The sequence below is a fragment of the Micromonospora sp. WMMB235 genome (assembly GCF_001855515.1).
GTDB classification, from domain to species: domain Bacteria; phylum Actinomycetota; class Actinomycetes; order Mycobacteriales; family Micromonosporaceae; genus Micromonospora; species Micromonospora aurantiaca.
Window position 1 is genome coordinate 2,782,179 of record NZ_MDRX01000001.1, and the last position, 19,307, is coordinate 2,801,485.

The following is a 19,307-nucleotide window of genomic DNA, read 5'->3' on the forward strand; positions in this document are numbered from 1 at the left end:
CCCTTCCTTACAGGGTCTGCACGGTGGCGATGCGCTCCTCGAGCTGCTCGATCGTCGCCTGCGCGCTGGGCGGGCCGCCGCAGATCCGGCGCAGCTCGGCATGGATCTTGCCGTGCGGCTGGCCGGTGTGGTGGTGCCGGGCGGCCACCAGAGCGTTCAGCTGCCGCCGTAGCGCCACCCGGCGCTGGGCGGCACTCATCGGTGGGGGCGCCGCCGCCGGGGCCGCAGCGGCCGGCTCAGCGGTCCGCTGGGCGGCCCGGCGCTTCTGCGCGGCGAGCTGCTCGGCCTGCCGCTTGGTCAGCAGCAGCGAGACCTGGTCGGCGGTGAGCAGACCGGGCAGACCGAGGTATTCCTCCTCCTCGGGCGTGCCGGCCTGGGCGGCGGTGCCGAACGAGGCACCGTCGAAGATCACCTGGTCCAGCTCGGCGGTCGCGGAGAGCGCCGCGAAGCGCTTCTCCAGCTCCCCGCTGGCGCCGTCGTCGCGCTGGGCGCGCTCCAGCAGGTCGTCGTCGAAGCCCTCGCGGTCCTTCGGTTTGCCGAGCACGTGGTCCCGCTCGGCCTCCATCTCGCTGGCGAGCCCGAGCAGGTGCGGCACGCTGGGCAGGAACACCGACGCGGTCTCGCCGGAGCGGCGGGCCCGGACGAACCGGCCGATCGCCTGCGCGAAGTACAGCGGGGTGCTGGCACTCGTCGCATACACGCCGACGGCCAGGCGGGGGATGTCGACGCCCTCGGACACCATCCGCACCGCGACCAGCCACCGCTGCTGGGAGGCGGCGAACGTCGCGATCCGCGCGGACGCGCCCTGGTCGTCGGAGAGCACCACGGCGGCCTTCTCACCGGTCACCTGCTCCAGCAGCTTCGCGTACGAGCGGGCCACCTGCTGGTCGCTGGCGATGACCAGGCCGCCCGCGTCGGGCATGCCGTTGGCGCGCAGCACGGTCAGGCGGGCGTCGGCGGCGCGCAGCACCTGCGGCATCCAGTCGCCGGCCGGGTCCAGCGCGGTACGCCACGCCTGGGCGATCAGGTCCTGCGTCATCGGCTCACCGAGGCGGGCGGCCAGCTCCTCGCCGGCGTTGGTGCGCCAGCGGGTCTCCCCCGAGTACGCCAGGAACAGCACCGGCCGGACCACGCCCTCGCGCAGCGCGTCGGAGTAGCCGTAGACCGAGTCGGCGCGGGAGCGCAGCAGCCCGTCGCCGCCGCGCTCGTAGCTGACGAACGGGATCGGGTTGTCGTCGGAGCGGAACGGCGTACCGGTGAGCATCAGCCGGCGTACCGCGGGCTCGAACGCCGCCTTCACGCCGTCGCCCCAGGTACGCGAGTCGCCCGCGTGGTGGATCTCGTCGAGGATGACGAGCGTGCGCCGGGTCATGGTGCGCCGCCGGTGCACCTGCGGCGCCATGCCCACCTGGGCGTAGGTGACCACGGCGCCGTGGAAGTCGGCGGCGGAGTGCAGGTCGGCGTTGCGGAACGCGGCGTCGAGCTGGATGCCGACCCGGGCGGCGGCCTGCGCCCACTGGGTCTTCAGGTGCTCGGTCGGCGCGACCACGGTGACCGCCTCGACGGTGCCGTCGGCGAGCAGCTCGGCGGCGATCCGCAGCGCGAACGTGGTCTTACCGGCGCCGGGCGTGGCGACCGCTGTGAAGTCCTCGGTCCGGCGGCGCAGGTACTCCACCAGCGCCTTGCGTTGCCAGGCGCGCAGGGGCGGGAACGTGTCGAGCGCCGGCATCCGCGGTGGCACGCGTAGCTCCTCTCCGCCGCGGACGGCGGCGGGCCCGACCGGGGCCACGGGAGCCGCCGCCCATGAAAACGCCCTCGCGCATCCGTGCCGCGAAGGCCGGTTCAGCATAACCAGCGCGGGCCGTACGCCCCACTCGACGCCACGCCTGTCACATCCGCCCACCCCGGCGCGGATCGGGTCAGGGCAGTGGTCCCCGGGTGCCGGTGCGCGGCGGCCGCAGCGTCGCCACCGGGGCGGACCAGCGGCGGCGCAGCGCGATCAGGCGCAGCCCGAACACGAGCAGCGCGGCGCCGGTCAGCGGCACGGCGGTGGCCTGTCCGCACGCCGACAGCAGCGCCACCGCGATCGAGCCGGCGAGCGCCGCGAGCGCGTAGATCTCCCGGCGCAGCACCACCGGGATCTCGCCGGTGAGCAGGTCCCGGCCGAGCCCGCCGCCGATCGCGGTGAGCATGCCGATCATGCAGGCGCCGACCGCCGGCACGGCGGCGTCGAGGGCCTTGAGCGTGCCGGTGACGGTGAACAGGCCGAGACCCGCCGCGTCCAGCACCAGCACTGTGGTGCGCAGCCGGGCGAGCTGGGGGTGCAGCCAGAACACGGCCGCGGCGACGACTGCGGCGGTGGCGGCGTAGCGCCAGTCGGCGAACGCCAGCGGGGGCACCTCGTCGATGGCCAGGTCGCGGAAGATACCGCCGCCGAGCGCGGCGACCACGCCGACGAAGACCACCCCGAACAGGTCGAGCCGTTTCGCCACCGCCGCGGAGGCACCGGAGGCGGCGAAGACCGCCACGCCGGTGAGGTCGGCGAGGAGCAGGGCGGTGGAGGTGGTCACCGCCGCAGGTTACGTCGAGGGGCGGCGGAGCCGCCCGCTGTCACTCGGCGTACGAGTCGTAGATCTCCTTGCACTTCGGGCACACCGGCGAGCCCGGCTTGGCCGCCTTCGTGACCGGGAACGTCTCGCCGCAGAGCGCGACCACGTAGGTGCCCATGACGGCACTCTCGGCGATCTTCTCCTTGCGGACGTAGTGGAACATCTCCGGACCAGTGTCCGCGTCCTTCAGCTCGGGACGCTCGAGAACCTCTGTGCTCACGACTCCACCTCCGGCGTTCCAGTTTTGCAGGTCGGTCCGCCCCGGTCCACCTGGGCCCCGGCCGGAAGCGGCCCGTACGGTAACCGACGTGACCAACTTTCACATCAGTCTCGGTAGTGAGGTGGCCGACGCCCTGCGGGACGGCCGCCCGGTCGTGGCGTTGGAGAGCACGATCGTCTCGCACGGGCTGCCCCGCCCGGACAACCTGCGGGTGGCGCGCGAGATCGAGCAGGCGGTACGGGACGCGGGGGCGGTGCCGGCCACCATCGGCATGGTCGCCGGCGAGCTGCGGGTCGGGCTGGACGACGCCCAGCTCACCCGGCTCGCCACCGTCGACGGCGTGAGCAAGCTCTCGGTCCGCGACCTGGCCCCGGCGGCGGCGACAGGTGCGGACGGCGCGACCACCGTCGCGGCCACCAGCGCGGTCGCGGCGGCGGCCGGGATCGGCGTGTTCGCCACCGGCGGGCTCGGCGGCGTGCACCGGGAGGCGGCGCAGACGTTCGACGAGTCGGCCGACCTGGTCACGCTGGCCCGGACGCCGATCGCCGTGGTCTGCGCCGGGGTGAAGTCGATCCTCGACGTGGGTGCCACGCTGGAGCGCCTGGAGACGCTCGGGGTGGGCGTGGTCGGCTACCGCACCCGCCGCTTCCCCGGCTTCTACCTCACCGACGCGGGCTTCGACCTGGACTGGTCTGTCGATTCGCCGGAGCAGGTGGCGGACGTGCTGGCCGCCCGCGCGGCGCACGGCGTGCACCACGGCGGCCTGGTGGTGGCCAACCCGCTGCCCGCCGACGAGCAGCTCGACCCGGCACTGCACGACCGCACGCTCGCCGAGGGCCTGGCCGCGCTGGCCCGCGAGGGGATCACCGGCAAGGCGGTCACCCCGTTCCTGCTGTCGCACTTCCACTCCGCCACCGAGGGCGCCAGCCTGGCGGTGAACGTCCGGATCATCCTGCGCAACGCCGACCTCGCGGCCCGGATCGCGGTCGCCGCAGCGGCCCGCCGCACCCCGTGAGCGGGACGCCGCGCATCGTCGTCGTCGGCGACGTGATCACCGACGTGCTCGCGGTGCTGTCCGGGCCGCTCGCGACCGGCTCGGACACCGCGGCCGGCATCCGGTTCAGCGGCGGCGGGCAGGCGGCGAACACAGCGGCCTGGCTCGCCGGGCAGGGCGCCGCGGTGACGCTGGTCGCCGCCGTCGGCGACGACGAGACCGGCCGGGAGCGGGTGGCCGAGCTGAGCCGCATCGGTGTCGACTGCGCGGTGGAGCGGCACGAGGGCTACCCGACCGGCACCGTCATCGTGCTCACCCACGACGGGGAGCGCACGATGGTCAGCCAGCGCGGCGCGAACCTGCGGCTGACCGCCGGGCACGTGGACGCGGCACTGGCCGCCGCGCCCGACGCCGGGCATCTGCACCTGTCCGCGTACACCCTCTTGGACGTCGGGTCGCGCGGCGCCGGCCTGCGCGCGCTGGCCACCGCTCGCGAGCGCGGGCTGACAGTCAGCGTCGACGCGGCGTCCGCGGCGCCGCTGCGGCGCGTCGGCGGGGCGTTCCTGACCTGGGTACGCGACGTCGACCTGCTGCTGGTCAACACGGACGAGGCGACGGTGCTGGCCGGCGGGCTGGACCCGGCGGCGCAGGCGCGGGCGCTCACCGCGGTGGCGCACCGGGTGGTGGTCAAGCGCGGCGCGGCGGGTGCGGTGTGGGTGGAGCGCGGCGGTGTGGTGGAGTTCGCCCCCGCGCCCGGCGTGGACGTGGTGGACGTGACCGGTGCCGGGGACGCGTTCGCGGCCGGGCTGCTCACCGCGTGGCTGGCCGGGGCCGACCCGCGTGCGGCGCTGGGCCGCGCCGGTGACCTGGGCGCGCTCGCCGTGACGACAGTGGGCGCCCGCCCGGCTCCCTGACGCCTGCGGCCGGTCCGGGCGGTGCTCCGCCCGGGCCGGTCAGGGCTCGGCGTCGATGATCTTGTGCGGGTTCTCCTCGGCGGTCAGAGCCGTGGGCGCGGGCTCCTCGCGGCGCCGGTTCTGGAACCGGTTCGCCAGGCGGTGCTCCTCCTTCGGCGGCCGGTCGTTCGCCAGCAGCACCGCCAGCCAGGGCACGAGCACCATGCCGAGCGCGCACAGCGGCAGCCAGAGCCAGAGCAGCGGGGCCTTCGCGCCGACCAGGATCGCGCCGGCCACCAGACACGCGACCCGGATGGCCATCATCAGCACGTACCGCTTCTGCCGGCTGTTGAGCTGGTCGTCCTGGCTGCGCGGGGCGTCGGTGATCAGTATCGGCTGGTACGCCTGACGCTTCACCACGGACCTCCTACGAGGGGATAGGGCCCATCCTGTCACTCCGGACGGATGATCGGCGAAATTCGTGACAGCCGGGTGCGTGTTACGTGCGTGGTACGCTTCGCCCGTGGCCAACCGGTTCAGCTTCACCGACGAGGCGCTGGCGAACCTGCGGGTCTACGACGTCACACCCGGGGAAGTCTGGGAGGCCCTGCACAGCAAGCGCCGGGTCATCCGCCACCTCGGGGACGACGTGATGGTGGTCTACGCCACCGACCACCGGGGCCGGCGGCTCGCCGTGCTGCTGGCCGAGGCCGACGGCACCGACAACGACTGGGACATCCTCACCGCCCGCGAACTGAGCGACGTCGAGGCCAAGCGCTACGACGAGGCGGTGCGGAGATCACGCCGACGAGGAGGCGGTCACGATGCACCGTGACGAGGCGACCAAGCGGTTCCACGCCGGAGGCGACGCGTTCGCCGACCTGATCGACGACACGTCACCGGCGCAGCTGCCCACCCCCGACACCGACGTGCCGATGGTCAGCCGGTCGGTCCGGCTCCCGCTGGAGACGTACGAGCGGGTCCGCGCCGCCGCCGACGCGCGCGGCATCGGGGTGACCACACTGATGCGGCAGTGGATCGAGGCCGGCCTGGCCGACCTGGACGACTCGGCCACCGTCTCGCTGGCCGACGTACGCCGCGCGCTGGCGTCGCTGTCCCGCCCGACCGCCGCCTGACGGCTCACGCCTCCGGGCCGCCCTCGCCGAGCGCCTCCCGCCCGATCGGCGAGGCGGAGGACTCCGGCGGCCGGTGCCAGGCCCGGCGGGCGTCGGCGAACGCGACGAGCGCCAGCACGAGGGCCACCGCGCCGAGCGCGAACATCGCCGGCACGGTCGCCAGCGCGGGCAGGAGCAGCACCAGGGCCAGCAGCCCGGCCAGCCGGGGGCGGGACACCCGGCCGAAGATCTCGTACTCGAACCGGGAGCGAGCGGCCAGGAACAGCGCCGGGCCGCCCACCACGAAGACCAGCCAGTTCGGCCGGGCCGTGTCGTACGGGTGGGCGATCACCAGCTCGTAACCGACCGCGGCGCTGAGCACCCCGAGCACCATGAACAGGTGGGTCTGCGCCGCCGACTCGGCCAGCCGCCCCGGCGTGCCGGCCATCCGCAGCGCCTCCGCCAGCAGGTGACCGGCCCGGTAGAAGTAGATGCGCCAGAGCAACGCCGTGATCACGAACGAGATCGTGAACGCCACCGCCGCGTCGCCGGAGAACTCCTTCCCGCTGTACGTCACGCCGATCACCAGGATCGACTCGCCGAGCGCGATGAGGAAGATCTGCTGGTAGCGCTCTGCCAGGTGCTCCCCGGCGACGAGCCACTGCCGGATGCGCGACGCCCCGATCCACGGCAGCGGCCAGCCCAGGAACGTGCCGAGATGGTCCACCGCCAGCGCGACGACCCACAGCGCCAGGCGCGGACCGGGCATCAACGCGCCGGCGATCCACAGCGGGGCGCTGACCCCCGCCCAGACGGCGAGCCGCAGCGGGACCAGACGCCGCGGGTGGGCACGCAACGCCACCGCGATCAGCAGCGGCCGCCCGACCATCACCACCACGTACGCGAGCGCGAACGGCAACGCCCGCTCCTCCAGGGCGCGGGGCAGCGTCACGCCCAGCACCAGGCTGCCGAACATGGTGCCGACCACCACGACCTGGATGACGGCGCGCTCCGGCTCGTACCGGCTGGTGACCCAGGTGGTGATCGTCCAGACCTGCCAGAGCACCAGGAACAGCAGCAGGGTCCTGCCCACGTCGGCGGCCACCGCACCGGCGGAGCCGTCGACGCCGTTGATCAGCCGCTGGGAGACCCGGGTCAGCGCGAACACGAAGACCAGGTCGAAGAAGAGCTCCAGGAAGGTGGCCCGCCCGGGGCTGGACGCGGTACGCAGCAGCGCCCCGCCCCGCTGCTCGGTCATCGTCCGCCCCTGTCCCCCGTCCTGGCGACCAACGACAGGGACGGCGGGCCGGTTGCGGCGGCGTACGGCGGATCAGCCCTTCGCGGCCTTCGCCTCCGCCTTCATCCGCTGCTTGAACTCGCGTACCCGGCGCAGCGACTCGGGATCGGTCACGTCCGCCACCGAACGGTGGGCGTCCGCGTCGCCGTAGTCGCCGGCTGCCTCGCGCCAGCCGTCCGGGGTGGTCCCGAACCGCTTGCCGAGCAGCGCGACGAAGATCTGCGCCTTCTGCCGGCCGAACCCGGGCAGCTCACCCACCCGGCGCAGCAGCTCCCGGCCGTCGGTCACGTCGGACCAGAGCCGGGCCGGGTCGCCGTCGTAGCGCTCGACGAGCGCCCGGCACACCTCCTGCACCCGGGCCGCCATCGCCTTGGGGAAGCGGTGCAGCGCGGGCGGCCGGGCGAAGATCTCCACGAGGGCGTCCGGGTCGTACCCGGCCAGTTCCGCGGCGTCGGGCTCGTGGCCGAGGCGCTGCGCCAGCACGTACGGGGAGGAGAACGCCTTCTCCATCGGCACCTGCTGGTCCAGCACCATGCCGAGGAGCAGGGCCAGCGGGCTGCGTGCCAGCAGCTCGTTCGCCTGCGGGTCGATGGGCAGTGACAGCGTCATGGGGACCATAGTGCCGCGCCGGCCGCCGGTCGGGGGCGGCGACTCCCCGACGACGTGACGCGGCCCGGCGGACCCTGTGAGGTCCACCGGGCCGCGGCCCACGGAGTGGTCAGGTCACCCGTGTCGTCAGTTGACGACGAAGAGCAGCCGGTTCGGCGAACCCGAGCCCGGGCTGGTCACCTTGCCGGTGGTGGCGTTGCTGGTCAGGTAGCTGGCCACCTGAGCCGGGGTGTAGGAGGTGTTCGCGGACAGGACGAGCGCCGCCGCGCCGGCCACGTGCGGGGACGCCATCGAGGTGCCGCTGATCGTGTTGGTGGCGGTGTCGCTGGTACGCCACGCCGAGGTGATCGACGAACCCGGGGCGAAGATGTCCACGCAGGAGCCGTAGTTGGAGAAGGACGACCGCGCGTCGGTGCTGGTGGTCGAGCCGACGGTGATCGCCGAGGCGACGCGGGCCGGCGAGGAGTTGCACGCGTTGGCGCTGGAGTTGCCGGCCGCGAGCGCGTACGTGATGCCGGAGTTGATCGAGTTGGCCACCGCGTTGTCCAGCGTGGTGCTGGCGCCGCCGCCGAGGCTCATGTTGGCCACGGCCGGCTTCACCGCGTTCGAGGTGACCCAGTTGACGCCGCTGATCACGCCGGCGGTGGTGCCGCTGCCGGAGCAGTTGAGCACCTTGACGGCCACCAGGCGCACGCTCTTGGCCACGCCGTACCTGGTGCCGCCGACCGTGCCGGCGACGTGGGTGCCGTGGCCGTTGCAGTCGGTGTTGTTGGTGTCCACCGTGTTGGTGCCCCAGGTGGCCCGGCCGCCGAAGTCGCTGTGCGTGGTGCGGATGCCCGTGTCGATGATGTAGGCGCGCACGTTGCTGGCGGTGTTCGGGTAGGTGAAGGTGCTGTTCAGCGGCAGGTTGCGCTGGTCGATCCGGTCCAGGCCCCAGGTGGCGCCGGTCTGGGTGCCCTGGGTGGTCATCACGCGGTCCTGCTCGACGTACGCGACGGCCGGGTCGGCGGCCAGGCGACGCGCCTGGGCGGGGGTCATCTTCGCGCTGTAGCCGGTGAGAGCGGAGCTCCACACCGTGCCGACGTTGCCGCCGTAGCGCTTGGCCAGGCCGGCGGCCCGGTCCGGGACGGCGGTACGGGCGGCGAGGGTGTTCGCGGTGCCGACCGCGTCGCCCTTGAGCACGACCACGTAGCTGCCGCTGACGGCGTCCGCGGCGCCGGCGTACCGGATCTCCCCGGTGGGCGCGGCGAGAGCGGGCGTGGAGGCGGCGGCGGCGAAGGCCGCGGCGGCGGCCGTGACGGCGAGCGCACGCAGCGCGCGCCGCCGGGGAAGGGACACGTCGGGCATCGTCTGGCTCCCTACCGGGCGGCCCGGTTTGTGGCCGGATCGCCCCATCGACGGATGTTGGCAGGAATGCTAACCAGAGATCGATATACATGAAAGAGATAGTTGCCGATAGATACGGTCCACGTTATGGATCGGCGGGTGCGCGCCACGCCGGACCGCGCCCGAGGCAGGATGAGCACGTGGACCGTCACGACATGCTGCTCTCCCCCGCCGGGGTCGACGCGCTGCGCACCGCGCTCACGCTCGCCCGCTTCACCGCCAACGGGATCGCCGACCGCCTGGGCCCGCAGGGCACCGGCGCGGTGGCCCGCAACGACTACCGGGCCGCGCTGCGCGCCACCGAGGACCGGGACCGGCTGGCCACGCTGATCCGCGTCTTCATCTGCGACCAGACCGAGCCGGAGGCGGCGGTGGCCGCCGCGCTGGCCCCGCTCGCCCTGGACGAGGCGCTGGCCGGAGGCATCGTGGAGCGGCACGGCGACGGCCTGCGCGCCGGGGTCGACCTGGAGCCGTACGGGGACGACTGGTGGGTGCTCGCCGACGTGCCGGCCAGCGCGCGGCCCGGGCGCCCGCTGCACTCCGAACACGTGCTGGGCATCGGCGGCGCCACCCAGACGCTGATCTCGGCGGCCGTCCGCCCGACCGTGGACACCGCGCTCGACCTCGGCACCGGCTCCGGCGTCCAGGCGCTGCACCTGGGCACCCACGCCCGCCGGGTCACCGCCACCGACGTCTCCGAGCGGGCGCTGCGGTTCGCCGCGACCACCGCCGCGCTCAACGGTCAGGACTGGGAGCTGCTGCGCGGGGACATGGTCGCGCCGGTGGCCGGGCGCCGCTTCGACCTGGTGGTCAGCAACCCGCCGTTCGTGGTCGGCCCGGGCACCACCACGCACGTCTACCGGGACTCCGGTCGGGTCGGCGACGCGATCGGCGCGGAGCTGGCAGCGGCCACGCCGGACCTGCTCACCGAGGGCGGCACCATGCAGTACCTGGCGAACTGGGTGCACGTCACCGGCGAGGACTGGGCCGAGCGGGTCACCGGGTGGTTCGCCGGCACCGGCCTGGACGCCTGGGTGATCCAGCGCGAGGTGGCCGACCCGATGGCGTACGTGAACCTGTGGCTCACCGACGTCGGCGAGAGCGCCGACCCGCAGCGGATGGCGGCCTGGCTGGACTGGTTCGACGCGCACAAGGTGGAGGCGATCGGCTTCGGCATCGTCTCGCTGCGCCGCTCCGGCCACGACCAGCCGGTCGTCCGGGTGGAGGACCTGCGCCAGCGGGTCGAGCCGCCGCTGGGCGACCGGATCGGCGAGTGGTTCGCCCGGCAGGACTGGCTGCGCACCCGGGACACCGAGGGCCTGCTCGCCGCCCGCTACCGCGCCGCCGACGGACTCCAGCTGCGGCAGGAGGCCACCATGGGCGACGACGGCTGGGCTGTGGACCGGCAGGTCCTGGCCATGCCGCGCGGGCTGCGCTGGTCCGAGGAGATCGACCCGCTGGTGCTCGCCCTGGTCGGCGGCGCCGACGGCCGGCTGCCGCTGCGCGACCAGCTCGCCCTGCTGGCCGCAGCGCACGACGTGGCCCCGGACGAGCTGGCCGAGGCGGCCGGACCGATCGTGGCACACCTGGTCGAGCGCGGCATCGTCGAGCCGGTGACCGACTGATGCGGGCGGTGGTGCAGACCGTCGGCCGGGCCCGGGTGACTGTCGACGACGAGGTGACCGGTGAGATCGCCGACGGGCTGCTGGTGCTGCTCGGCGTCACCCACACCGACACCCCGCAGGTGGCCGCCACCATGGCCCGCAAGCTGCACGAGCTGCGCATCCTCGACGACGAGCGCAGCGCCGCCGACGTCGGGGCGCCGCTGCTCGTGGTCAGCCAGTTCACGCTCTACGGCGACGCCCGCAAGGGCCGGCGACCGAGCTGGACCGCCGCCGCGCCCGCCGAGGTGGCCGAACCCCTGGTGGACGCCGTGGTCGAACAGTTGCGCGCCCGGGGTGCGAAGGTGGAGACCGGCCGCTTCCGCGCCCACATGCTGGTGGAGAGCGTCAACGTCGGTCCCCGGACCCTCGTGCTCGACCTCTGAGGCCTAGAAGAACAGCCCGCGGCGGGACAGCGACTGACGCAGCCAGCCGTCGAGCTGGGCGGCCCAGTCCGTCCGGTCCGCCGTCGCGTGGTCCACCGTGAACCGGCCGAACGCGTCCCGGCCCTCGGTGAACAGGCCGCCCCGCTTGTCCAGCTCCAGCACCACGTGGACCTGGCGCGGATCGGTCACGAAGGTGACCTCGAGCTGGTTCATCGCGCCCGCGTACTGCGGCGCCGGGTAGAACTCGATCTCCTGGTAGAAGGGCAGCTGCTGGTGCAGACCGTAGATGTGTCCACGCTCGACGTCGGCCCGCGCGAACCGGAAGCCCAGCCGCAGCAGCGCCTCCAGCAGCCGCTCGTGGGCCGGCAGCGGGTGCACCGCCACCGGGTCCAGGTCGCCCTTGTCCATCGCCCGAGCCACCTCCAGCTCGGTACGCAGACCCATCGTCATGCCGTGCAGGTGCTGGCCGTACAGGTCGGTCAGCGGCGTCTCCCAGGGCACCTGGAAGCGGAACGGCACGTCGTGCCGCTGCCCCGGCTCCAGCCGGAACGCGCCGGTCACCTGGGCCCGGCCGAACTCCTGGTTCACGTCGTACTCGCTGTCGGAGCTCTCCACCTCGACCCGCGTGACCAGGCCGAGTGCGATGTAGCTCACGTCCACCGGGTGGTCGCCGCCGACCACCTGGATCCGGCCCGCCAGCTCGCCGCCGGGGCGGCAGTTCGGGTTGGCCAGCACCGTCTCCACCGACGGTCCACCCACACCCATCGCCTGCATGAGCCGCTTGAAGACCACCACGTTCTCCGATCGTCAGTGCCGTGCCGGCCCCGACGGCCGGTCGGTGGCACGGTAACCGCGCCGGGCAAGGGAACGCCGGATTCCGGCCGGGATTCCTGTCGGGTCTCCGATCGCCTCACTCCCGTCTCACGCCCCGACCGCCAAGCTGTTTGTCATCGGCCACCACCGCGTGGGCGGCACGGGACCGGTAGGCACGTCGGACACGGGGAGAACAGAGATGACCCAGCAGATGATCGAGCACCAGGACATGGACGTCACCCTCACGGACCTCGACGCCACCGACGAGCGCGGCGTCTCCACCGATCTGGTCCGGGCGTACCTGAACGGCATCGGCCGCACCAAGCTGCTCACCGCGGCGCAGGAGGTCGAGCTGAGCAAGCGGATCGAGGCCGGCCTCTTCGCCGAGGAGAAGCTGGCCACCTGCACCCCCGTCTCCGCCGAGCTGCACGCGGACCTGGCGCTGATCGCGGCCGAGGGCCGCGCCGCCAAGGACCACCTGCTGGAGGCCAACCTGCGGCTGGTGGTGAGCATCGCCAAGCGCTACACCGGTCGCGGCATGGCCTTCCTCGACCTCATCCAGGAGGGCAACCTCGGCCTCATCCGCGCGGTCGAGAAGTTCGACTACACCAAGGGCTACAAGTTCTCCACCTACGCCACCTGGTGGATCCGCCAGGCCATCACCCGCGCCATGGCCGACCAGGCCCGCACCATCCGCATCCCGGTGCACATGGTCGAGCAGGTCAACCGGATGGTCCGGGTGCGCCGCGAGCTGTCGGTGACGCTGGGCCGCGAGCCCACCGTCAGCGAGGTCGCCACGGCGCTGGAGATCCCGGAGTTCCAGGTGATCGAGCTGATCTCCTACGACCGGGAGCCGGTCAGCCTGGACCAGGCCGTCGGCGAGGACGGCGAGAGCGCGCTCGGCGACTTCGTCGCCGCCGTCGACCCGCGTACCGAGCCGGGCGACGCCGCCACCAACGGCGAGCTGCGCAACGAGGTCCGCATCGTGCTGGCCACGCTGTCCCAGCGGGAGCAGGCGGTGATCCGGCTGCGCTTCGGCCTGGACGACGGCCGGCAGCGCACGCTGGACGAGGTCGGCCGCGAGTTCGGCCTGTCCCGGGAGCGGATCCGGCAGATCGAGAAGGTCACGCTGCTCAAGCTGCGCGACCCGGAGCGGGCGAACCGGCTGGAGGCGTACGCCTGCTGACCCACCCCAGCCCCGACAGGCCCCGGCGGTTCGCCGGGGCCTGTCGCGCTTGACCCGGGCGCTCCCACCGTATACAACCGACTGGTTGCACAACCAGGAGGTTATGAAAGTGCCCGCGGATCTGCTCGACGCCACCTTCGCCGCGCTCGCCGACCCCACCCGGCGTGCCATCCTCGCCCGGCTGGCCGCCGGGGAGGCGACTGTCACCGAGCTGGCCGAGCCGTTCGCGATGAGCCAGCCGGCCGTCTCCAAGCACCTCAAGGTGCTCGAACGCGCCGGCCTGGTCACCCGGGGCCGGGACGCCCAGCGCCGTCCCTGCCGGCTCGACGCCCGGCCGCTGCGGGAGGCGGTCGCGTGGTTGGCGGACTACCGGGACTACTGGGCCGAGAGCTATGCGCGACTGGACGAGGTGCTCGCCGAACTGACCGCCGGGGAGCAGCGGTGACCGGCCTGACCGTGTCCCTGCCCGGCGACCGGGAGATCCGGCTCAGCCGCGACTTCGCCGCTCCGCGCCACCTCGTGTTCGCCGCCTTCACCCGCCCGGAGCTGCTGGTCCGCTGGTGGGGCGCCCGGGGCTGGCACCTCGTCGAGTGCGAGGTGGACCTGCGGGTGGGCGGGCGGTGGCGGTTCGTCTCCCGAGGCCCGGACGGCGATCTGATGGGCCAGGGCGGCACGTACCGGGAGGTCGACCCGCCGGCGCGGCTGGTCTGCACCGAACTCTTCGACGACCAGTCCTATCCGGGCGAGACGCTGGTCCGCCACGACTTCACCGGCTCGGCGGACCGGACCACAGTCGTCACCCACCTGCGGTACGCCACCGCGCAGGGGCGCGACACCGTCCTGCGCTACCCGATGACCCGCGGCCTGGGCGAGGCGTTCGACCGGCTCGCGGCAGTGCTGCACACCGATTCGACGACAGGAGCGACGACATGAACTGGACACTTGAAGTGGTGGTGGTGCCGGTCTCCGACGTGGACCGGGCCAAGGAGTTCTACGCGCAGCGGCTCGGCTTCGTCCTCGACCACGACACGGATCTGGGCGGCGCGGGGCGGATCGTCCAACTCACTCCCCCGGGCTCCGGGTGCTCGATCGTCCTCGGCCGGGGCGTCGTACCGGAGATGCCGCCGGGCTCGCTCAAGGGCGTGCAACTCGTCGTACCGGACCTGGAACGGGCGCGCGCCGAGCTGGTCGAGCGGGGCGTCGAGGTGAGCGAGATCCAGGTGATGGGCCAGAACCCGCGCCCGGTGCCGCATCCGCTGGACAACGTCGGCTTCGTGTTCTTCCGCGACCCGGACGGCAACGAGTGGTCGGTGCAGCAGATCTCCGAGCGTGGGTGAGCGGTGTTAAAAGGGGGCCCCTTCTCTACCGGAGGCGTTAAGAAGGGGCCCTTCCTTACAAGCGGCGCGGGCCGGTGTCGGGGCGGGCGGCCTCCGCGCCGGTGCGCACGGTGGCGTGCAGCACCGAGATGCCGTCCGGCCGGGCCAGCACCGGGTTGAGCGTGAGCGACCGCACCCGCGGCTGCTCGTCGGCCAGGCGGCCGACCCGCACCAGCAGGTCGACAAGGGCCGCCCGGTCCACCGGCGCGGCGCCCCGGTGCCCGCGCAGCAGCGGCGCCGCGCGGGGCTCGTCGACCAGTTCGGCGGCGTCCCGGTCGGTGAGCGGGACCGCCCGCCAGGCCCGGTCGCCGAGCAGCTCGGTCGCCACGCCACCGAGCCCGAACCCGACCACCGGCCCGAACGCCGGATCCTCCACCAGCTCCACCACGCACGCCACACCCGGCGCGACCATCGGCTGGACCAGCACCTCCGCGCCGAACACCGGGGCCATCTCGGCGTACGCGCGGCGCAGCGCGGCGGCGTCGGTCAGGTCGAGGCGTACCGCGCCCAGGTCGAGGCGGTGCCGCAGCCCGGGGGCGGCGGCCTTGAGCGCCACCGGCCGGCCGAGCCGTTCGGCAGCCGCCAGCACCTCCTCGGCGCTGCCGGCCGGCACCGACTCCACCACGTCGATCCCGTACGCGCGCAGCAACGCCGCCGAGTCGGCCCCGTCCGGGCGCAGCGCGGCGTGCCCGGCCGCCCGGTCCACGTCGGCCAGTTCCGGCAGCACACCGGCGGGCCGGCGCAGCCAGTCCGCGTACGCGGTCACCCGGCCCAGCGCGCGTACCGCCTCCTCCACGCTCGGGTACGCCGGCACCCCGGCCGGCACCAGCCCGGCCAGGAACGTCGCCACCACCGGCTTGCCGGTGACCCGCGCGTCGGGCAGCGCCGCCGCGAAGTCGGCCACCGGGTCGGCGAGCTGGCCCGGCAGCGGCGGCGCGAACACCGCCACCACGGCGTCCACCCGCTCGTCGGCCACCGCGTCGCCGAGCGCGGCGGCGTACGCGGCGGCGCCCGCGCTCGGCCCGACGTCCTGCGGGTAGCCGTCGGCGACTGTCAGTCCCTGGGCCGCGCAGGCGGTCGCGGCCAGCCCGGTCAGCGCCGACGAGTTGCCCACCACTGCCACCCGCCGCCCGGCCGGCAGCGGCTGGTGGGCCAGCAGCACGCCCACGTCGAGCAGTTCGGACACGGTGTCCACCCGGATCACCCCGGACTGGGCGAACAGCGCGCTCACCGCAGCCGCGTCCAGCGCGGGCGCGTCCCCCACGCCCGGCGGCCGGGCCAGCGAGGCGAGCGCCACCACCGGCTTGCGGCGGCCGATGCGCCGGGCCAGCCGGGCGAACTTGCGCGGGTTGCCGAACGTCTCCAGGTAGAGCGTGATGACGTCGGTGGCCGGATCGTCCTGCCAGTACTGGAGCAGGTCGTTGCCGGACACGTCGGCCCGGTTGCCGGCCGAGACGAAGCTGGACAGCCCGAGCCCGCGCCGGGACGCCTCGGCCAGCAGCGCCACCCCGAACGCGCCGGACTGGCTGAACACGCCGACCCGGCCCGCCGCGGGCAGCACCGGGGCGAGCGTGGCGTTGAGGCGTACCGCCGGGTCGGTGTTGGCGACGCCGAGGCAGTTCGGGCCGACCACCCGCATGCCGGCCAGGTGCGCGGCGCGGACCAGCGCGCGCTGCGCCGCCGCGCCGGCCGGGCCGGACTCGGCGAACCCGGCGGAGATCACCACCAGGCCGTGCGCGCCGGCGCGGGCCGCGTCGTGCACCACGTCGGTCACCGCGTCCGGCGGGACAGCCACCACGGCGAGGTCGACGTCCTGGCCGGCGTCGGCCGCCGACGGGTACGCGGGCAGCCCCGCCACCGTCGACGCGCTCGGGTGCACCGGCACGATCGCCCCGGCGAAGCCACCATCGCGCAGGTGCCCGAGCAGCGCCGCGCCGACGCCCTGGCCGGTGGTGCTGGCGCCGTAGACGGCGATGCCGCGCGGCGCGAGCAGCCGGGCGATCGACCGGGCCTCGGTGCGGTGCTCCCGGCCGCGCTGCACCTCCAGGGTCGCCTCGGTGGGCGCGATCGGGAAGCTCAGGTGCACCACGCCGTCGGCGTACTGGCGCTGGACCTGGTAGCCGAAGTCGGCGAAGACCCGCAGCATCGCCCCGTTGGCCGGGAGCACCTCGGCGACGAAGTGCACGATGCCGTTGCGCCCGGCCGCGTCGGCCAGGTGCTCCAGCAGCACCGACCCGATGCCCCGGCCCTGGTAGGCGTCCTCGACCACGAACGCCACCTCGGCCTCGGGCGAGGCGGGGCCGAGCCGCTCGTAGCGGCCGACGGCGACGATCCGCTCGCCGGCGAGCACCACGAACGCCTCCCGGTCGCGGTGGTCGACGTTGACGAAGCGCTTCAGGTCGCGTTCCGGGATACGCGGGTACGGCGAGAAGTACCGCAGGTATCGGGTGCGCTCCGAGAAGCGGCCGTGCATGGCCACGATCTCGGGCGCGTCCTCCGGGCGGATCTGTCGCAGCTGGACGGTCGTGCCGTCACTGAGCAGCACGTCCAGCGGTTGCTCGACGGTGGTCACCGGTCGGTCCTCCCCTGCCGCCGGCTCAGTCGCGCGGGTCGTGCGGATCGAGCCCGAGCAGCGGGAAGACGGCCTTGCGGGTGGCCGCGACGGCCCGGTCCACCGCGTTCGGCTCGCCGCTGGGCTGCCACGGCTGGTACGACGGGTCCACGTCGTCGGTCATCCGCAGCGGCACCTCGTGCCCGGGTCGCCGCCGCGCGGCCAGGTCCCGCCAGCCCGGCGGGGTGAGCGTGGCCGGGTCGACCGGCTCGCCGGTGGCGATCGCCAGCAGGTGCGTCCACGCCCGGGGCACCACCTCGACCAGCGCGTACCCGCCGCCGCCGGTGGCGACCCAGCGGCCGTCGCACAGCTCGTCGGCGAGCGCCCGCAGCGCGCGGTAGGTGGCCCGCTGCCCGTCCACCGACAGGTGCAGGTCGGCCAGCGGATCCTTGCGGTGCCCGTCGGCGCCGCACTGAGTGACGAGCACCTGCGGCCGGAACGCGCGCAGCACCGACGGCACGATCGCGTGGAACGCCCGCTGCCAGCCCGCGTCGCCCACCCCCGGGGGCAGCGGCACGTTCACCGCGGTGCCCTCCGCGCCCGGGCCGCCGGTCTCGTCCGGGAACCCGGTGCCGGGGAACAGCGCGAGCGGCGTCTCGTGCAGGCTGATCGTGAGCACCCGCGGGTCGCGGTAGAAGATCTCCTGCACGCCGTCGCCGTGGTGCACGTCCACGTCCACGTACGCGATCCGCTCCGCGCCGAGGTCGAGCAGCCGCGCGATGGCCACGGCCGGGTCGTTGTAGACGCAGAACCCGGCGGCCCGGGCGGGCATCGCGTGGTGCAGCCCGCCGGCCACGCTCACCGCGCGCCGGGCGTCGCCGCGCCACACCGCCTCGGCGGCGGCCGTCGTGGCGCCGGCGATCAGCGCGCTCGCCTCGTGCATCCCGTCGAAGACCGGATTGTCCGACGTGCCCAGACCGAAGCCGGCGAACAGCGGGTCGCGCGGCGCGGACCGGACCGCGTCCAGGTAGGCCGGATCGTGTACGCGCGTGAGCAGCGCGTCGTCGGCCGGCTCGGGCTTGACCAGCCGTACGCCGGGCCGGTCCAGCACACCCAGTTCACGGGCGAGCGCCATCGTCAGCTCGACCCGGACCGGGTCGAGGGGATGGTCGCCCATGTCGTAGGCGAGGAGAGCCTCGTCCCACACCACCACCGTGTCGTCGGCCATGCGGCCATCGTCGCACGTGGTCCGGGACGCGCCCACCAGTCGTACGCTCACCGGCCGGACGTGCCACCGGTCGCGACCGGACGGTCCGGGTCGGCCACCCACTCGCTCCACGAGCCGACGTACAACGCGGCGTCCGGGCGACCGGCCAGGTGCAGCGCGAGCACGGCCTGCGCGGCGGTCACCCCGGAGCCGCAGTACGCACCGACCGGCGCGTCCGCGTCCACCCCGGCGGCGGCGAACCGCTCCCGGAGCGCCTCGGCGGCGGGGAACCGGCCCTGCGTGACGTACTCCGGTGCGGGCAGGTTCACAGCGCCCGGCACGTGCCCGGCGACCGGGTCGACCGGCTCGTGCTCGCCCCGGTAACGCGGCGCGGCCCGTACGTCGATCAGCACGCCGGGCCCGGCGGCGGCGAGCCGGGCGGCAGCGGCGGCGTCGAGCACCGGCAACGCGCCGGGCGCCACCGTCACGTCGCCCGGGACCGGGGCGGGCACGCTCGTGTCGACCGGCAGGCCGGCTGCCGTCCAGGTCGGGAAGCCGCCGTGCAGCACCCGCACCTGCCGGTGCCCGGCCCAGCGCAGCGTCCACCAGGCGCGGGCGGCGGACATGCCGTCGCCGCCGTCGTACACCACCACGGGACGACCGGCGCGGACGCCCGCGGCCCGCAGCGCGGCCTGCAACGCCGCCGGGTCCGGAAGCGGGTGTCGCCCCGCGGCGCCGGGCGGCCCGCACAGCTCGGTGTCCAGGTCCACGAAGACGGCGCCGGGCAGGTGACCGGCGGTGTGATCGTCGCGCCCGGGCGGGCCGGTCAGCCGCCAGCGGACGTCGAGCAGGGTCGGCGGGTCGGCATGATCGAGTTCGGCGGCGAGCCGGTCGGGCTCGACCAGCAGGTCTGTGGTGGCGGCCATGCGGCCCAGTCAACACCATTCGGCCCGCCACCTCCGGCTTCGCCTGCGTCGACGGTCGGTGGGAGCGGGTACCATCGG

The 19,307-nt window shown here is 74.3% G+C and carries 21 protein-coding genes; 10 read left to right on the forward strand and 11 right to left on the reverse strand.

Going from position 1 to position 19,307, the window contains the following annotated elements:
• Positions 1 to 7: 7 nt before the first annotated feature.
• The 3 genes from BFV98_RS11460 to BFV98_RS11470 form a co-directional block, all read right to left on the reverse strand.
• Positions 8 to 1,729, reverse strand: a complete 1,722-nt coding sequence (locus tag BFV98_RS11460; protein ID WP_030274567.1) for a DEAD/DEAH box helicase — start codon at positions 1,727 to 1,729, stop codon at positions 8 to 10.
• 190 nt (positions 1,730 to 1,919) lie between these two features.
• On the reverse strand, positions 1,920 to 2,570 hold the full coding sequence (locus BFV98_RS11465; protein WP_013284784.1) for a trimeric intracellular cation channel family protein: 651 nt from the start codon (positions 2,568 to 2,570) through the stop codon (positions 1,920 to 1,922).
• Positions 2,571 to 2,610: 40 nt separating this feature from the next.
• Positions 2,611 to 2,829 carry a DUF3039 domain-containing protein gene (locus tag BFV98_RS11470; protein ID WP_013284783.1) on the reverse strand — a complete coding sequence of 73 codons (219 nt, stop codon included), beginning with the start codon at positions 2,827 to 2,829 and terminating at the stop codon, positions 2,611 to 2,613.
• An 88-nt stretch (positions 2,830 to 2,917) separates the two neighbouring features.
• On the opposite strand from BFV98_RS11470, the gene BFV98_RS11475 reads away from it, so the two are divergent.
• A complete protein-coding gene (locus BFV98_RS11475) occupies positions 2,918 to 3,844 on the forward strand; it encodes a pseudouridine-5'-phosphate glycosidase (protein ID WP_071096251.1) in 927 nt (308 codons plus the stop codon).
• Entirely contained in the window at positions 3,841 to 4,737 is an 897-nt protein-coding gene (locus BFV98_RS11480; RefSeq protein ID WP_071096253.1) for a carbohydrate kinase family protein, read from the forward strand. The genes BFV98_RS11475 and BFV98_RS11480 overlap by 4 nt, the downstream gene beginning before the upstream one ends.
• 39 nt (positions 4,738 to 4,776) lie before the next feature.
• Here BFV98_RS11480 and BFV98_RS11485 read toward each other — a convergent pair whose 3' ends face one another.
• A complete protein-coding gene (locus tag BFV98_RS11485) occupies positions 4,777 to 5,133 on the reverse strand; it encodes a DUF3099 domain-containing protein (protein ID WP_013284780.1) in 357 nt (118 codons plus the stop codon).
• A 106-nt stretch (positions 5,134 to 5,239) separates the two neighbouring features.
• Here BFV98_RS11485 and BFV98_RS11490 point away from each other — a divergent pair, with 106 nt between their 5' ends.
• Both BFV98_RS11490 and BFV98_RS11495 read left to right on the forward strand, forming a co-directional pair.
• Positions 5,240 to 5,551, forward strand: a complete 312-nt coding sequence (locus BFV98_RS11490; protein ID WP_236619385.1) for a hypothetical protein — start codon at positions 5,240 to 5,242, stop codon at positions 5,549 to 5,551.
• Positions 5,541 to 5,852: a hypothetical protein gene (locus tag BFV98_RS11495; protein WP_013284778.1), complete on the forward strand. Its 312-nt coding sequence runs from the start codon at positions 5,541 to 5,543 to the stop codon at positions 5,850 to 5,852. The genes BFV98_RS11490 and BFV98_RS11495 overlap by 11 nt, the downstream gene beginning before the upstream one ends.
• A 4-nt stretch (positions 5,853 to 5,856) precedes the next feature.
• Here BFV98_RS11495 and BFV98_RS11500 read toward each other — a convergent pair whose 3' ends face one another.
• The 3 genes from BFV98_RS11500 to BFV98_RS11510 all read right to left on the reverse strand — a co-directional run bounded on the left by BFV98_RS11500 (position 5,857) and on the right by BFV98_RS11510 (position 9,084).
• On the reverse strand, positions 5,857 to 7,089 hold the full coding sequence (locus BFV98_RS11500) for a low temperature requirement protein A (protein WP_013474503.1): 1,233 nt from the start codon (positions 7,087 to 7,089) through the stop codon (positions 5,857 to 5,859).
• A gap of 72 nt (positions 7,090 to 7,161) precedes the next feature.
• Positions 7,162 to 7,746 (reverse strand): HhH-GPD-type base excision DNA repair protein, encoded by a 585-nt coding sequence (locus BFV98_RS11505; RefSeq protein ID WP_071096255.1) that lies wholly within the window; start codon positions 7,744 to 7,746, stop codon positions 7,162 to 7,164.
• Between the two features lie 117 nt (positions 7,747 to 7,863).
• Positions 7,864 to 9,084: a S8 family peptidase gene (locus BFV98_RS11510; protein ID WP_013284775.1), complete on the reverse strand. Its 1,221-nt coding sequence runs from the start codon at positions 9,082 to 9,084 to the stop codon at positions 7,864 to 7,866.
• Between the two features lie 179 nt (positions 9,085 to 9,263).
• On the opposite strand from BFV98_RS11510, the gene BFV98_RS11515 reads away from it, so the two are divergent.
• Entirely contained in the window at positions 9,264 to 10,748 is a 1,485-nt protein-coding gene (locus BFV98_RS11515; RefSeq protein ID WP_071096257.1) for a methyltransferase, read from the forward strand.
• A complete protein-coding gene (gene dtd, locus BFV98_RS11520) occupies positions 10,748 to 11,170 on the forward strand; it encodes a D-aminoacyl-tRNA deacylase (protein ID WP_013474500.1) in 423 nt (140 codons plus the stop codon). Before BFV98_RS11515 ends, dtd begins: the two co-directional genes overlap by 1 nt.
• A 3-nt stretch (positions 11,171 to 11,173) precedes the next feature.
• Here dtd and BFV98_RS11525 read toward each other — a convergent pair whose 3' ends face one another.
• Positions 11,174 to 11,962, reverse strand: coding sequence for a sporulation protein (locus BFV98_RS11525; protein WP_013284772.1), 789 nt, complete (start codon positions 11,960 to 11,962; stop codon positions 11,174 to 11,176).
• A gap of 220 nt (positions 11,963 to 12,182) precedes the next feature.
• Between BFV98_RS11525 and sigB the strand changes: the two genes are divergently transcribed.
• The 4 genes from sigB (at position 12,183) to BFV98_RS11545 (ending at position 14,506) form a co-directional block, all read left to right on the forward strand.
• A complete protein-coding gene (sigB, locus tag BFV98_RS11530; RefSeq protein WP_013284771.1) occupies positions 12,183 to 13,169 on the forward strand; it encodes an RNA polymerase sigma factor SigB in 987 nt (328 codons plus the stop codon).
• Between the two features lie 103 nt (positions 13,170 to 13,272).
• Positions 13,273 to 13,614 carry a helix-turn-helix transcriptional regulator gene (locus BFV98_RS11535; protein ID WP_198039690.1) on the forward strand — a complete coding sequence of 114 codons (342 nt, stop codon included), beginning with the start codon at positions 13,273 to 13,275 and terminating at the stop codon, positions 13,612 to 13,614.
• Positions 13,611 to 14,102 (forward strand): SRPBCC family protein, encoded by a 492-nt coding sequence (locus tag BFV98_RS11540; RefSeq protein WP_013284769.1) that lies wholly within the window; start codon positions 13,611 to 13,613, stop codon positions 14,100 to 14,102. The genes BFV98_RS11535 and BFV98_RS11540 overlap by 4 nt, the downstream gene beginning before the upstream one ends.
• Positions 14,099 to 14,506 carry a VOC family protein gene (locus BFV98_RS11545; protein ID WP_013284768.1) on the forward strand — a complete coding sequence of 136 codons (408 nt, stop codon included), beginning with the start codon at positions 14,099 to 14,101 and terminating at the stop codon, positions 14,504 to 14,506. Before BFV98_RS11540 ends, BFV98_RS11545 begins: the two co-directional genes overlap by 4 nt.
• Before the next feature lie 55 nt (positions 14,507 to 14,561).
• Here BFV98_RS11545 and BFV98_RS11550 read toward each other — a convergent pair whose 3' ends face one another.
• The 3 genes from BFV98_RS11550 to BFV98_RS11560 are packed head-to-tail and all read right to left on the reverse strand — an operon-like array spanning position 14,562 to position 19,229.
• Positions 14,562 to 17,117 carry a bifunctional GNAT family N-acetyltransferase/acetate--CoA ligase family protein gene (locus BFV98_RS11550; RefSeq protein WP_071096258.1) on the reverse strand — a complete coding sequence of 852 codons (2,556 nt, stop codon included), beginning with the start codon at positions 17,115 to 17,117 and terminating at the stop codon, positions 14,562 to 14,564.
• 25 nt (positions 17,118 to 17,142) lie between these two features.
• Positions 17,143 to 18,324: an acetoin utilization protein AcuC gene (locus BFV98_RS11555; protein ID WP_013284766.1), complete on the reverse strand. Its 1,182-nt coding sequence runs from the start codon at positions 18,322 to 18,324 to the stop codon at positions 17,143 to 17,145.
• A 47-nt stretch (positions 18,325 to 18,371) separates the two neighbouring features.
• Positions 18,372 to 19,229, reverse strand: coding sequence for a sulfurtransferase (locus BFV98_RS11560; RefSeq protein ID WP_071096260.1), 858 nt, complete (start codon positions 19,227 to 19,229; stop codon positions 18,372 to 18,374).
• Positions 19,230 to 19,307 lie beyond the last annotated feature (78 nt).